The organism is Bacillus sp. AFS037270 (assembly GCF_002585305.1).
This window is the reverse complement of record NZ_NUNF01000030.1, coordinates 54,691-69,714: the sequence shown is the minus strand read 5'-3', so window position 1 is coordinate 69,714 and position 15,024 is coordinate 54,691. Positions and strand designations below refer to the sequence as shown.

The window sequence follows — 15,024 nt, the reverse complement described above, 5'->3', positions numbered from 1 at the left end:
CTTTTTAAGCAAAAAAAATGACCCGGCAAATGCCGGGCAGGTTAAAACCTAATCTATATTAAGGGGGGCGGAGGTTAAAAGGTTCTTTAAGAGAACCTATTTATATCTTAATAGATAAATATGAACAAACTATGAAGGATTAATTAATAGTTTAAGAAGGTTTTTAATAGATAATTTAAAGGGCCAATTTCGGAATTTTTCCGTCATTAATTAATAAAGATTTCATTCTAGGAATAGCTTACTTCTTAATATAAATAACAATAGGGAATTTATAAATCTAAAAGTGGGGGGAAAGTGTGGAGGATTTTTATCAAATTTTAGATGTTCTTGATTACCCTGAGGAAAAAGTCATAGCAACAATCATCGGTGTCGAAGGTTCTGCATACAAAAAAGAAGGTTCCTCAATGCTATTTTTTTCAGATGGAACTCAAAAAGGAATGTTAACAGCCGGCTGCTTGGAAGAGGACCTGGCCTTAAAAGTGAGGGAGGTCTTTAAGAAACAAGAGGCGATAATTCTCCAATACGATATGTATATGGAGGATGATTTGGATTGGGGGCAAGGGGCGGGCTGCAATGGCACGATTGATATTTTAATCGAACCGGTTACCGAGCAATTAACAGAGGATCTTCATATGGTTAAAGAACTTCTTAGCAAGCATAAGCCTGTTATTGCTTTAAAAAAGCTGGATGATCTCGGGGAATATGTTTTTATCGAGGAAGATGGGGAGCCGTTTGGAAACTGGTCGGGTCCGCTTCCGACGATCGAGTTTACTTCTAAAAGCGGCAGCATCACAAGGGATGGCTCGGCAGTCTTTCAACAAACGTTTTATCCTAAGCCGCGCTTAATTATCTTCGGTGCAGGACCAGATGCAAGACCACTTGTCTCATTAGCAGCTGAAACCGGTTTTTCAGTAGTGGTTTGTGATTGGCGGGAAACATTTTGCCAGAAAGAACATTTTCCTTCGGCAGCCAAAATTCTGCAAGGTTTTCCTATCGATCTCCTTCAACAGATTTCCTTTTCACCCTATGATTTTGTTGTCATAATGACCCATCAATTCAAAAGAGACCAAGAATTGTTGACGAGAATCCTAAATAAAAATATTCGATACTTAGGTGTTTTGGGACCAAGAGAACGAACAAGGAGATTGCTAAATAGCGAGGACATTCCGAGAGGGATATTTTCACCAATGGGTGTGGCAATAGGTGCAAAGGGTCCTGTTGAAATAGCGGTTAGTGTAATGGCACAAATGATTGAAGTATGGAGAAAACCGTTGCACGAAAGAATAGAATTGCTTTGGACCATTCCAGATTAGCAACAAGTGTTAGGAGGTTGAACTGTGGAGGTTATTGGGAAAAGTGTTATCCGCAAAGATGCACTTGAAAAGGTGACGGGTCGTGCAAAGTATACGAACGATTATTATAATAATCCAATGCTGTCCGGAAAAATGGTCATCAGTCCCTATGGTCATGCAAAAATCGTCTATATTAACACAATAGAGGCATCCCAAGTCCCCGGTGTCAGAGCGATCCTTGCTGGCCAGCATTTCCCATTAACAGGTGAGGCTATCAGGGATCGGCCGCCAATAGCCGTTGATAAGGTTCGGTACCATGGTGAACCCGTGGCACTTGTTGTAGCAGATACCCCTGCCCAGGCAAAAAAGGCCGCGGACTTAATAAAGGTTCAATATGAATTACTTCCAGTTGTCAATTCGCCAACCCAGGCATTTAAAGAAGTGGCACCGCTGGTCCATGAAGGGCTTGGAAACTATGATAAAGATAAAGATTCCCACCCTGTTCCAGGGACAAATATCGCCACCCTTATTAAAATACGTAAAGGGAATATGGAAGCGGGCTGGGCAGCGAGTGAAATCGTAGTGGAAGAGAACTTTTCCTTTGCACCTTCTGATCATGCAGCCATAGAAACAAGATGTGCAACCGCCGAAATCAAGCCGGATGGGACAATCATGATTATGACCTCATCACAAGCTCCATTTATGGTCAAAGAGCTTATAGCCCAATACTTTAAGGAGGATATTGGCAAGATTGTAGTCCATACTCCATTGGTAGGCGGAGCTTATGGAGGCAAAGCCGCTGTACAGTTGGAGGTCCTTGCATACCTTGCTTCTAAGGCGGTCGGAGGAAAGCCAGTCAAAATATTAAATGAACGGGAACAAGATATCATCACTTCCCCATGTCACATCGGACTAGATGCCACTATTAAACTAGGGGCAGACAGGAATGGGAAAATAACAGCAGCAGAAATTCAATATTTATGGGATGGCGGTGCGTATTCAGATAAGGCAATTGATGTAACGCGATCAGGAGCCGTGGATTGCACCGGTCCTTATAATATTGAAAATGTGTGGTGTAATTCCTACTGCATGTATACCAATCATCCGTATGCCTCTCCATTTCGGGGATTTAGCCATTCGGAGTTGTCATTTTGCATTGAACGGACAATGGATATCCTCGCTCAAAGATTAAATATGGACCCGTATGATCTTAGATATATCAATGCAATCATGCCAGGCCATACCACGCCGACAAGGGTTATGCTGAATAAAAGCAATGTTGGTAACCTGCAAAAATGCATTCAGAAGGCCCGAGAATTAATTAAATGGGATGAAGGAGCCATAAAGGAAATAGATGAACGATTTGTTAGGGTAAAGGGTGTAAGCTGCAGCTGGAAAACTTCAACCATAGACCCTAACGCTCCATCAGGGGCTATCATTACCTTCAACCGCGATGGCAGTCTTAATTTGATGTCTGGTGTCATTGAAATAGGGACAGGGACAAAGACCATCCTTGCTCAAATCCTCGCCGAAAGGCTAAAAATGGACATAGATAAAATCCATGTCCGAATGGAAGTGGATACGCAAACGACACCGGAACACTGGAAAACCGTTGCCAGCCGAGGGACTTACATGGGAGGAAGAGCCGTCCTTAATGCAGCGGAGGATGTGATAAAACAGTTAAAGGAGATTGCCTCTTGTGTCCTTCGAGCTCCAAAAGAGGATATTGAGGTAGCCAACAGCCGTGTTTTTTTGCGGGATGATCCTTCGATTGGGCTTGATTTTAAAGATGTGGGTTACGGGTACCAATACCCGAACGGAAATTCAATCGGAGGTCAAATCATTGGCAGAGGAAAATTTATATTACGCCACCTGACGCATTTAGATCCGGAAACAGGTGAAGGAAAGCCTGGTCCGGATTGGACCGTCGCAGCCTATGGGGTTGAAATAGAATTAGATCGAAGGGATTATACGTATCGTGTGCTGAAAGCATGTACAGTAGTGGATATTGGGAGAGTAATGAACGAAAAAGCTGCCCTTGGTCAAGTGATGGGAGCGATGAGCATGGGCTTGGCTTTTGCAGGACGAGAAACATTTTATTTTGACGAGTTAGGAAGAGTCTTGAATCCCCAGCTCAGGACCTATAGGCCTCTAAGGTACGGAGAGCATCCTGAATACCTTGTCGGTTTTGTGGAGACTCCGCAGATAGACGCGCCATACGGAGCCCGGGGTGTCGGAGAGCATGGTTTAATGGGGATGCCAGGGGCGCTTGGGAATGCATTATCACTCGCAGCAGGTGTATCGCTTCGGAATCTTCCGCTCCTTCCGGAATTAATCTGGAGGGCAAAGGAGGCATCTCATCATGCTTCCCTTTGATTTTGATTATTATCGTCCAGAAACATTAAATGAGGCTGTTGATTTATATCAAAAATTAGATCAACAGGGGAAGCAGCCGTTTTATTTTTCTGGAGGGACTGAATTAATAACCCTTGGAAGAATTGACTTAGCCTACACGGAGGCTGTTATTGATATTAAAGGAATTCCGGAATGTAATATTATGCAAGTTTTTGGAGACCATTTATTGCTCGGCAGTTCACTCACTTTAACGGGTTTAGAAGCAGCAAATCTCTTCCCGCTATTAACAAAGACATCCAGTGAAATCGCAGATCATTCAGCTCGCGGGAAAATTACTTTGGGCGGCAATATTTGCGCGCAGATTTTTTACCGGGAAGCGGTTCTGCCCTTTTTATTAGCCGAAAGCATGGTCTTGATAATTGGGACTGAGGGGAAAAAAATGGTGCCAATTAATGATGTGTTTCAAGGTCATTTACGTTTGAATAAGGGAGAATTTTTAGTTCAAACGGCTACGGAAAATCGTTATATACAGGCCCCTTACTTTACGGTTAAACGAAGGCAGCAATGGGAAACAGGTTACCCGTTGATTACGTTGGCAGCCTTAAAAATCGATCAAAAAATTCGTGTAGCTGTCAGCGGTTTATGCCCATTTCCGTTCCGGTCACCTGCAGTGGAGGAATCTATCAATACCAGGGGGCAATCGATTGAAACAAGGGTAGAAGGAGCCATTGCTGCATTGCCTCAGCCTATTTTAGATGATATAGAGGGTTCCAGTGAATATCGTTTGTTTGTCCTGCGGAATTTGCTGTTGGATGCGCTAGAAACCCTAGATAGGGAACAGTATTAATAGGGAGGAGAGGACCCTGAGATCTTATTCCATAACGTTAGATGTGAATGGTGAAAGTCATACTTTGTTAGTCAGTCCAGCTGATATTCTTTTGTATGCACTTCGAAGCTATCTTGGCCTGACTGGCGCAAAGCCTGGCTGTTTAAATGGGGACTGCGGTGCTTGTACAATTAATATTGACGGATGGCCGATGAAGTCGTGCTTAATGCTGGCTGTCGAAGCGGCTGGGAAAAAAGTGACGACAATTGAAGGTCTTCATGGGACTGCAATACAAAAAGAGTTTATTGAAAATTTTGCGTTTCAATGCGGCTATTGTACGCCCGGCTTTATAATGAACTGTCACTCGTTAATCGAACAGCATCCCGATGCCGATGATGAAACGATAAAGGAATGGCTGGAATCAAATATTTGCCGATGCACAAGCTATGCTGAGATTGAAAAAGCTGTCAAAACAGTGTTGCGGAAGAGGTAAGCATTGGTGAGTTTGTCTACCCGATTGGTGCTTTTTTCAATAGGTCAAATAGGGTGCGATAATGCACCCTATTTGCCTTTCATCTGAAAATACGTATCCAATACACGACGGCCAATTTTAAGATTTGCTCGATTATCCTCTTTGCCGTCGTATGCCCATGGAACTAAAACGGCCATCGCCACCTCTGGATTAGAACTTGGAGCATAACTTACAAGGCTTAAATTCATTACAGGCGGTGGTTCTTTGCCAAAACGACTGCGCAGGGGCCCATCATAAAAGGCCTGAGCGGTTCCTGTTTTTCCGGCAGGAGAGTATCGGGCACCTTCGAAAAACTTGTAAGCAGTTCCGCCAGGTTCTTGCATTACTTTTTTAAAGCCTATTTGCACGCGTTTGAGCCATTCTTTTTTTACATCAATCGTATTAAGGACTGTAGGGTTAATTTCTTTCCATACAGGCCCAAGCGTCTCTCCATCACGGGCAGGTTCTCGGATTTGTTTAACGATATGCGGCTGCATTCGGTAGCCCCCATTGGCAATCGTTGAAACATATTGGGCTAGCTGCATGGCCGAATAGGTATCATATTGTCCAATCACAAGGTCAAGCAAATATCCCGGCAGCTTACTTTGACCCTTAAAACCTGTCTGCTCATTCGGTAAATCAATTCCAGTCCTTGTTCCTAAGCCGAATGAGGCAAAAGAACTCCTTATCGTTTCAAAAGCCATTTTATTGGCGAAATTTAGGGGCTTGTCATAATCATAATACCCTTTGCCAATCCTTATAGCAGTATGAAACATATAAACGTTAGACGACTTTTTTAAGGCATTAATTTCATTTAACCGACCTAAATAAGCATAGGATTTTTTAATAGGCGTGCCTTTAATTTTGATCCCTCTATCATCAAAATAAGTATTAGGTGAAATGGCCCCTGTTTTATAGCCGGTTAATATGGTAGCTCCTTTTACAGCCGACCCTACGCTATAGGTCGTCGTAAAGGTTCCCAGGGCATCATCCATCATTTCAGTTCTCCCGGTTTTTGAGTCCTTCACGATTTTCCTTCCTGACATAGCCAGTACATCGCCAGTTTTCGGATCCATTAAAACCACATAGGCTCGGTCGGTTAAACGGGTACCAGGCCATCTTTTCGCTGCCCAAAGCTCTTCCTCAATAATTTTATTAACGGCTATCTGCAAATCCATATCGATGGATAAAACAAGGTCTTTTCCTTTATTACCTGGTAACACTGTTTCGGTTTCAATCACATTGCCTTCTTTATCGGTAATATTTTTCACCTTTGATTTATTTCCGTGCAGGACATCCTCATATTGCATCTCTAGCTGGCTTTTCCCAACCCGGTCATTACGGCTATAACCTCTAGCCAGAAAATAATCTAATTGATCGGCGGGGAGTCCATCCCCTGATTTGGTCACGTGACCTAAAACAGACCTTAACGTATTTTCAAAGGCATAGGAACGGTCCCAATCAGTTGTAGTTTCAACACCAGGAAGGGATTGGAGATTCTCACTTACAACAGCAAATTCCTTCTCAGAGACTCCTTCGTTTTTAACGATCACCGGTATAAATTTAACGCCTTTGCTGAATTCCCTATAAATCGCTAAAATCTCAAGATCTTTTTCTGTTAATCGATTTAATTCTGCCGCTGTGATCCGGTCTAGTTTTAATTGATAGAGGTCACTATCTGTTAGTTTTTTGGCACGATACAAAGCCTTTTCTTGCTCGGTAATTTTGGTGTTAACCTGCTCGGGGTATTTCATCATCCAATAGTCCCGTTTATCTCTTTCGGTCACCATATCTGTTTTTTTCTCGATGAGATGCGCTAATTTTTTAGCTGTTTGCATCATTTCCAACTGGCTAAAACCTACATTTGTAAAGGTAATCGCACTTTTTGGAATATTATCAACAACCACCCGGTAATCCCGGTCATAAATTTTTCCCCTTGGGACCGGATTACTTACAGTTATGTCTTCCTTTCTCTCCAAATCTCTTTTGAAGTTTTCTCCGTAAACAATTTGGACAAAACCAAGTCTTAGTATCAATATGGAAAATAGAAAAAACACACTAAAAAAAAGCATATTTAAACGAAAAGGAAAATGAGATTTTTTCTTTTTCTGATTTTCCAAGTTGGTAACACATCCTTTTTTCCAAATATTTTCCTTTTCTTATTATGCCTATTAGAAATAATAGGTACAACCAAAAGTAAAAAAAGTAAGTATTTCAAAACTTTACCATTATTTAAATTTTTACTTTATAATAAATGAGATGCTGCAGATATCAGGTAAGGGGGTCTAAAAATGGCGGAGAAAGTGGTTCAACCATCATCATTGCAAAAGGCAATGGAACAATTTAAAATTCTAGACGAGAAAATAACGCATTACTCAAGTATCTTAGGTTTAGCAGATTGGGATCAAAAGGTGATAGCACCGAAAAAAGGCCGGAACGTTTTTGCCAAAGCGACTGGAACATTACGAACCGAAATCTTTCAACTGTCAGTTTCACCAGAAATGGGCCATTTGTTAGAAACGCTAACTTTAGAAAAACATTATTCTCAATTGGATCAAGCGACAAGGGCAAAGGTGCGTGAATATAAGACGTATTATCAAAAATCTAAAGCCATACCCGCTGATCTTTTCAAGGAATATAGTATTTTAACTGCACAGGCAAATGATGCTTGGGAGGAAGCAAGGGAAAACAATGATTTTGCCAGTTATCTGCCCTTTTTAGAAAAAATTATTGACTACAAACGCCAGTTTGCGAAAATATATGGTTATAATGAACACCCATATGATGCTCTGCTTGATGAGTTTGAGCCGGGATTAACGGTGAAAAGATTGGATCCGTTATTTGCAAAATTACGGGAATCTAGTGTGCAATTATTAGAACGAATCAGAAAAAATGGCCAGCCTACAAAAGTGAAAGTGTTCGATCAATCATTTGATATTGAAAAACAAAAGGCCTTTAATCGGTTTATTTTACCACTGATTGGTTTTGATATGCAGGCAGGCCGCCTTGATGAAACCGTCCACCCGTTTGCGCAGACAGTAAATATTGGGGATGTCCGATTAACAACACGATACTTAGAAAAAAATGTCCGTTCGGCATTGTTTGGGACGATCCATGAAGCAGGACACGGTATATATGAACAGCATGTCAATCCTATTTATGAAGAAACCGTGCTGCAGAGTGGGGCATCCTTTGGAATTCACGAATCACAATCAAGGTTTTTAGAAAATATGATAGGGCGCAGCCGGGAATTTTGGCATTTCTTTTTTCCAAAGCTTAATGAGTATTTTCCAGAGCAATTGAAAGATGTGACTGTTGAGGAATTTTATCGTGCGGTTAATACCGTTCAGCCATCCTTGATCCGTGTGGAGGCAGATGAACTAACCTATAATCTGCATATCATGCTGCGCTATGAAATTGAAAAAGCCTTAATCGGCGGAGAGATTGAAGCTAGGGATTTACCGGCGGTTTGGAATCAGAAAATGATGGATTACCTAGGGATTTCGCCTGGGACTGATACAGAAGGGGTCTTGCAGGATGTGCATTGGTCATTCGGCGGAATCGGCTATTTTCCTTCGTATTCATTAGGGAATTTATATGCAGCCCAAATTCTCCGCGCGGTTCAAAAGGACATTCCAGATCTTTACAGCAATATTGAAAAGGGCAAATTTGAGATTATACAAGAATGGTTGAAGGGGAATATCCACCAGTATGGAAAACTCTATACACCAAATGAGTTAATCGTTAAGGTAACAGGTGAGGAATTAAATGCAGATTACCTGATTGATTATCTGGAGAAAAAATATACAGAGATATATTGCCTATAAAAAGCGTTGACATTTTTATTACAGTTTAGTATATTAATAGTAATTAAATATTTCCTTTTAAAGGGGAGTAGCTGCTACAATAAAGTCGTCATTTCGAGAATTTATTTCTCCGGCTTTATTGGCAACATGAACGTTGTTAGCAAGACCTTTACTTTACTGTAAAGGTCTTTTCTGTGTTTTTTTAGGCCTTTACTGTTACAGTAGAGGCCTATTTTTATGGCGTGAGGGAGTATTTGAAAAAAATCAATACTTAGGAGGAATTTTGAATGGATTTTACTTTATTACTGGAATACAGCTGGGTTTTACTCATCTTGGTGGCTCTAGAAGGACTATTAGCAGCAGACAATGCCCTCGTCCTCGCGATTATGGTGAAACATCTTCCGGAAAAAGACAGAAAAAAAGCGTTATTCTACGGTTTGGCCGGAGCGTTTGTGTTCCGTTTTGCATCTTTATTTGTGATTTCGTTTCTCGTAGACGTGTGGCAGGTTCAAGCCATTGGAGCACTGTATTTAATCTTTATGGCCGCTAACCATATTTTCCGTAAAGTTGTAAAAGAAAAATCAGAAGAAAAGGATGAAATGGAAACTAAGAAGAACAGCAGATTTTGGACAACAGTTTTGAAGGTGGAATTGGCGGATATTGCCTTTGCTGTTGATTCGATCTTGGCCGCGGTCGCGATGGCGGTTGTTCTTCCTGACACGCCGCTGCCAAATATCGGTGGGCTTGATGGCGGTAAATTCCTTGTCATATTTGCAGGCGGGATTATTGGCTTAGTAATCATGCGTTTTGCCGCAAATCAATTCGTAAAACTTTTGGAAAAGAGACCTGGTCTTGAAATCGCAGCTTTTACGATTGTTGGATGGGTAGGAGTGAAGCTTGCCGTTTACACACTTTCACATCCATCATTGGCAATATTAAACGAAGAATTTGCTCACTCTACGGAATGGAAAGTAAGCTTTTATTTAGTATTAGTTGGAATTGCAGCTGCAGGATGGTTCTTCTCAAAAGAGCAGCGGGAAACAAAAAAAGTAAATGTTTGATAAAGGGGGAACTCGCCAATTGGCGGGTTTTTTCTTTTAAAGATAAGAAAGTATAAATTTAACTTCGAGAATTGTCCAGCTCCAGGCGCCTTACGCTTTTCTTATTCTTTAAGTTAGTGTCAGTTTCTGTTTCACATACTATTCAAAGTAAAAGAGATATTATAGATAGGATTAACATTTATCTTGTCAGTGGCGATAGGTAAGGACTACCATTTTGTTTTTCCACTTTTACAAAGAAAAGCGTTATAATAAGAAGTATTAAAGGCAAAGCTGCCTAATTTTTTAATTTTTTTGGAGTGATACATATTATTAGAAACAGTATTCCTAACTTATTTACACTTGCAAATTTATTTTTTGGCTTTTTATCTGTAATGAACTCTGCAGAAGGGGATTACAAGAATGCTGCAATTTTAATCTTGATTGGTATGATGCTTGACAGCATGGATGGGCGAATTGCCCGAATGTTGCGGGCAGATAGCGAATTAGGGAAGGAATTGGACTCCTTGGCTGACATAGTCACCTTCGGAGTTGCACCTGCGATGATGGCCTATTATTCGTACTTTTCTTCCTTTGGCATTCTTGGGATGGCAGTTGCCGGACTATTCCCGTTATTTGGCGCTTATCGGTTAGCTCGGTTTAATATCAACGCTGTTAAGTCGTCGCTAAAACATTTTACAGGTGTTCCGATTACAGCAGCAGGTGGGCTATTAACTCTTTTAACGTTATTTCAATTAAAAATGCCAGGTTTCATTTTTGTGATTGCCTTTTTTGTATTATGTATTTTGATGGTGAGTACGATTAAAATCCCGAGCTTAAAGGAAATACCTCTGCCGAAATACGGAATTATCATAACTCTTTTCTTGGGTTATGCACTCTATATTGTCTTTAAAAAAGAACAGCACCGTTTTCCATATTTTATTTATGTCGCAATACCGCTTTATGTAGCCTTCATCGGTTACCAAATGGTCCGGACAAAAAGAAAACACACAACAAAATAAGTAAAAGCAAAAGAAAAGGTGACAGGCACCATGTGAAGAATTCACATGGTGCCTGTCACCTTTATTAATGGTTACATTCCAAATGACATGACCCAAATAGATCCAGCTACCGCTACGAATGCGATGAATACTCCGGAAGCGATGTTGATCATATTTGATTTACCGTCTTCACCTTCGTTCAAGTGCATGAACATGAAGAGCTGCAGGGCCGCTTGGATAACCGCTAAACTGCCAATCACCCATAAAATCGTTTTGAAGGAAAGGGATGTTTTTAAGGCTACGAAAAGGGCTGCGAAGGTGAGTACCAACGAAGAGATAAAGCCCAAGACGTGAGTTATAGGAAATCCTTTTGTATTTTTAGCCATCTTATGCCACCATCCTTGCTAAATACACAAATGTGAAAATAAAGATCCAAACAACATCCAAGAAGTGCCAGTATAGCCCGATAATAAACGTCTTTCGTGCAGTAACAGGTGTTAAACCTCTTTGCAGTAATTGGATAATAACCATTGTTGCCCAGCCAATACCCATACTAACGTGAAGACCGTGGGTACCAAGCAAGACAAAGAAGCTTGATAGGAAGGCACTTGTAGTCCATGTTGCACCTTCATGTACATAGTGAATAAATTCAGTTATTTCAAAGAATACAAAGCCTGCACCCAGCAGCAGGGTAATGACAAACCATAGAATTAACCCATTACGATTGCTCCGGCGCATTTCATAAATAGCAAGACCCATGGTAAAACTACTTGTTAATAGCAAGATGGTCTCAATCATGACACCTTTTATTTCAAAAAGTTCATGCGGGGTAGGGCCGCCGGCATATCTTGCATTCAATACTGAAAACGTTGCAAAGAGAGTTCCAAAAAGGATGATCTCGGCTCCTAGGAAAATCCAGAAGCCAAGAATGTTCATACGGTTTTGTTCTGTTTGATATTCAAGTGGTAGAGCTGTATTTACATTAGCTGACATGGTTGTTCACCCCTTTATCTTTACCGCGCCATGCCTTTTCAATCTGTTTAATTTCATCTACTTTTACATGGAAGCCGTCATTATAATCGAAAGAACGAACGATTAAACCTGCAAGGATTCCAACAGTTGCCACAAGGGCAGCGATTTTCCATTCAAAGACAAGTAAGAAACCGGCAATTCCGAAGATAACGCCCATATAGAATGGCAAGCCCGAATTGCTAGGCATATGAATTTCTTCAATTTCTTCTTCTTTCAAAGTAAGACCTTCATTATGCTTTTTCATATACCAGAAAGCATCGATTGACTTTACTTCTGGTTGTTTAGCAAAGTTATAGAATTGAACAGGTGAAGCAGTTGCCCACTCTAGTGTTCTAGCATCCCATGGATCGTTAGAAATATTACGGTCAGCATATCTAGCACTCCAATAAATGTTATAGCAAAGAACTGCAAAACCAGCGGCTAAAATAACCGCACCAATAGCAGAAACTAAGAACAATGGAGCAAATCCTGATTCAGCAGAGAAGGTGTACGCACGACGTACGGCTCCATCAAGTCCAAGGAAGAACATTGGCATAAATGTTACGTTAAAACCAATTACGAATAACCAGAAATGAATCTTACCAAGTTTTTCATTTAACATATGACCGAACATCTTTGGCCACCAGTAATATAGAGCCCCGAATACCGCAAACACAACACCAGGAATTAATACATAGTGGAAGTGTGCTACAAGGAATAGGGTATTATGATATTGATAATCTGCTGCACCCATCGCAAGCATAACCCCTGTGACACCACCGATGACAAAGCAAGGAACAAACGCTAGTGCCCAAAGCATCGCTGTCGTAAATTGAATACGGCCTTTTCTCATCGTAAATAACCAGTTAAACATTTTAACCCCTGTCGGGATCGCAATCATCATAGTTGTGATCGAGAAAACTGAGTTTACGGCAGGGCCTGAACCCATTGTAAAGAAGTGGTGAACCCAAACTAACATACTTAATGCTGCAATTCCGACAATGGAAAATACCATTGATTTATAACCAAAAAGCTGTTTATGAGAGAAAGTTGAAATAATCTCAGAGAACATACCGAATGCTGGAAGTACCACGATGTAAACCTCAGGGTGTCCCCATAACCAGAATAGGTTCGCCCACATCATATCCATACCGCCTGCGCTTAATGTAAAGAAGTGAGTACCGAAAATACGGTCAAAAGTCATCAACGCAAGGGCAACTGTGAATATTGGGAAGGCCGATACAATGATAACAGACGCAATAAAAGAAGTCCAAGTAAACATTGGCATTTTCATAAGGCCCATGCCTTTTGTTCTCATTTTTAAAATTGTTACTACAAAGTTAATCCCTGTCATCAGGGTACCGATACCCGCAATCTGCAAGGCTATTGCATAATAGTTGTTCCCGATGCCTGGAGTAAATTCCTTACCGGCAAGAGGGAAGTAAGCAGTCCAACCCGCATCAGGTGATCCGCCCACAACAAACGAGATGTTAAAAAGCATCGCACCTGCAAAGAATAACCAAAAGCTTAGTGCATTCAATTGAGGGAACGCGACGTCACGTGCGCCAATTTGTAATGGAACAACAACGTTCATGATACCAATTAATAATGGCATCGCTGCAAAAAGAATCATGATAACGCCATGAGTCGTAAAAATTTCATTGTAATGCTGTGCATCCAAAAACTTTAATTCCGGACGTGAGGTTTGGGCTTTCATTAGAAGACCATCTACACCACCACGGAAAAACATTAAAACACCAGAAAGGATGTACATAATCCCAATTCGTTTATGATCTACAGTGGTTAGCCATTCGCGCCAAAGCCACTTCCATTTTTTTAAATAAGAAACACCTGCTACAATACCAATCATCGTTAGTAAAATAGCAATCTGGGAACCTAGGATGAGCGGGTTGCCGACGATAAAGAAATCATGCCAATTAATGCTCATCAATGTTCACCTCCATTTGATTTATCAGTCGTATTCGTCGAGTCTTTTGAAGTTTCAGTGGATGGTTCTTCATCCTTGAAAATTTGGCCTTTTACGCCATGAACTTCATATAATTTTGGATTAGTAAAAGTTTTAGAGTTCATTTGTGAATGGTCAACCCATTGCAGATGTGTACCGACGTAGGTTTCACGTCCTAAATGTGTTGGGTTCAGCAATTCATAATATTTCTTTTCAGTCAATTTAGGAGCAGTGTCTTTAACTTCATTTACCCATTTTTCAAAGTCTTTAGTGTTCTTAGCTTCCACGGTAAATTCCATATCCGCATAGCCTTTTCCGTTAAAGTTCGTATTTCTGCCTAGGTATTCCCCAACTTCATCAGCAGTTAAATACAATTCTGTTTCCATTTTATTCATGGTGTACTTTTGACCGCCTAATTGTGGAACCCAGAACGATTGCATTGTGCCTGCAGATGTTAATTTAAACTTAACAGGTGTGCCGACAGGAATGTTTACATAATTGACAGTTTCAATCCCTTGTTCAGGATAACTAAAAATCCATTTCCAGTCAGCTGAGGTCACATTAATCGTAATCGGCTTTTTATTTTCATAACCAGCCGGAACCTTTTCAAGCTTGTAAATCGTAGATACAGTAGGAATCGTGAGGGCAATGACAATTAGAATTGGGATAAAGGTCCAAATTAATTCTAATTTGGTACTGCCATGTTCCTCTGGTGGCTCATAGTCTTTATTCTCAGGTGTTGCACGGTATTTCCAAACGATATATCCGAATAAACCAAATACCACAACTACCACAAGTGCCATAAAGACTAATGACCAGTTAATTAAGCCAAGAATTTCTCTTGCTGCCGGACCTTTTGGATCAAAAACAACCATTTTTGAATCACATCCACTTAGCAGCAGCACAGGCAATAAAGCCAATAGTGGAACAATAAAGATCTTTCTAACCATGTTCGTAATTCCCTCCAATAAATTTGTTCATTTGTTCACAATTTCAACGTGAATGTATTCACAAACTTCAATAGAATAATACATTTACCTCAAAATTACAAGCAATTGATTTTAAATTAATTATTAACTGATATTCATTAGCAACTCAATTTCGCTATCACAATATTAACAATTACGCCATGATGTTTATATAGGTTTTTTGAAAAAGTTGTGACAAATTTGTTAAGGATTTAAAATGCTAATATGGAAATTAATTGGAATCGGGTAAG

At 40.5% G+C, this 15,024-nt stretch carries 12 protein-coding genes; 7 read left to right on the top strand and 5 right to left on the bottom strand.

Annotated features, from left to right (window positions below):
* Nucleotides 1-296: 296 nt before the first annotated feature.
* From COD92_RS15215 to COD92_RS15200, 4 genes are read left to right on the top strand one after another with little or no spacing between them, the layout of a single operon-like run.
* A complete protein-coding gene (locus COD92_RS15215; protein ID WP_255286721.1) occupies nt 297-1,313 on the top strand; it encodes an XdhC family protein in 1,017 nt (338 codons plus the stop codon).
* A gap of 24 nt (nt 1,314-1,337) precedes the next feature.
* Nucleotides 1,338-3,668: a xanthine dehydrogenase family protein molybdopterin-binding subunit gene (locus COD92_RS15210; protein ID WP_098531644.1), complete on the top strand. Its 2,331-nt coding sequence runs from the start codon at nt 1,338-1,340 to the stop codon at nt 3,666-3,668.
* A complete protein-coding gene (locus COD92_RS15205; RefSeq protein WP_098531643.1) occupies nt 3,655-4,494 on the top strand; it encodes an FAD binding domain-containing protein in 840 nt (279 codons plus the stop codon). The genes COD92_RS15210 and COD92_RS15205 overlap by 14 nt, the downstream gene beginning before the upstream one ends.
* A 16-nt stretch (nt 4,495-4,510) precedes the next feature.
* A complete protein-coding gene (locus COD92_RS15200; protein ID WP_098531642.1) occupies nt 4,511-4,966 on the top strand; it encodes a (2Fe-2S)-binding protein in 456 nt (151 codons plus the stop codon).
* Between the two features lie 68 nt (nt 4,967-5,034).
* Here COD92_RS15200 and COD92_RS15195 read toward each other — a convergent pair whose 3' ends face one another.
* Entirely contained in the window at nt 5,035-7,104 is a 2,070-nt protein-coding gene (locus COD92_RS15195) for a peptidoglycan D,D-transpeptidase FtsI family protein (RefSeq protein ID WP_098531641.1), read from the bottom strand.
* 171 nt (nt 7,105-7,275) lie between these two features.
* On the opposite strand from COD92_RS15195, the gene COD92_RS15190 reads away from it, so the two are divergent.
* From COD92_RS15190 to pssA, 3 genes are all read left to right on the top strand, one after another.
* On the top strand, nt 7,276-8,811 hold the full coding sequence (locus COD92_RS15190) for a carboxypeptidase M32 (protein WP_098996428.1): 1,536 nt from the start codon (nt 7,276-7,278) through the stop codon (nt 8,809-8,811).
* Nucleotides 8,812-9,077: 266 nt separating this feature from the next.
* Entirely contained in the window at nt 9,078-9,851 is a 774-nt protein-coding gene (locus tag COD92_RS15185; protein WP_098531639.1) for a TerC family protein, read from the top strand.
* 296 nt (nt 9,852-10,147) lie between these two features.
* Nucleotides 10,148-10,849, top strand: a complete 702-nt coding sequence (gene pssA, locus COD92_RS15180; RefSeq protein WP_176541289.1) for a CDP-diacylglycerol--serine O-phosphatidyltransferase — start codon at nt 10,148-10,150, stop codon at nt 10,847-10,849.
* Between the two features lie 71 nt (nt 10,850-10,920).
* Here pssA and qoxD read toward each other — a convergent pair whose 3' ends face one another.
* From qoxD to qoxA, 4 genes are read right to left on the bottom strand one after another with little or no spacing between them, the layout of a single operon-like run.
* Nucleotides 10,921-11,214, bottom strand: a complete 294-nt coding sequence (gene qoxD / locus COD92_RS15175) for a cytochrome aa3 quinol oxidase subunit IV (RefSeq protein ID WP_098531638.1) — start codon at nt 11,212-11,214, stop codon at nt 10,921-10,923.
* A 1-nt stretch (nt 11,215) separates the two neighbouring features.
* Nucleotides 11,216-11,821, bottom strand: a complete 606-nt coding sequence (gene qoxC, locus COD92_RS15170) for a cytochrome aa3 quinol oxidase subunit III (RefSeq protein ID WP_098531637.1) — start codon at nt 11,819-11,821, stop codon at nt 11,216-11,218.
* Nucleotides 11,811-13,787 (bottom strand): cytochrome aa3 quinol oxidase subunit I, encoded by a 1,977-nt coding sequence (qoxB, locus tag COD92_RS15165; protein WP_098531636.1) that lies wholly within the window; start codon nt 13,785-13,787, stop codon nt 11,811-11,813. Before qoxB ends, qoxC begins: the two co-directional genes overlap by 11 nt.
* Nucleotides 13,787-14,755, bottom strand: coding sequence for a cytochrome aa3 quinol oxidase subunit II (qoxA, locus tag COD92_RS15160; RefSeq protein WP_098531635.1), 969 nt, complete (start codon nt 14,753-14,755; stop codon nt 13,787-13,789). Before qoxA ends, qoxB begins: the two co-directional genes overlap by 1 nt.
* Nucleotides 14,756-15,024 lie beyond the last annotated feature (269 nt).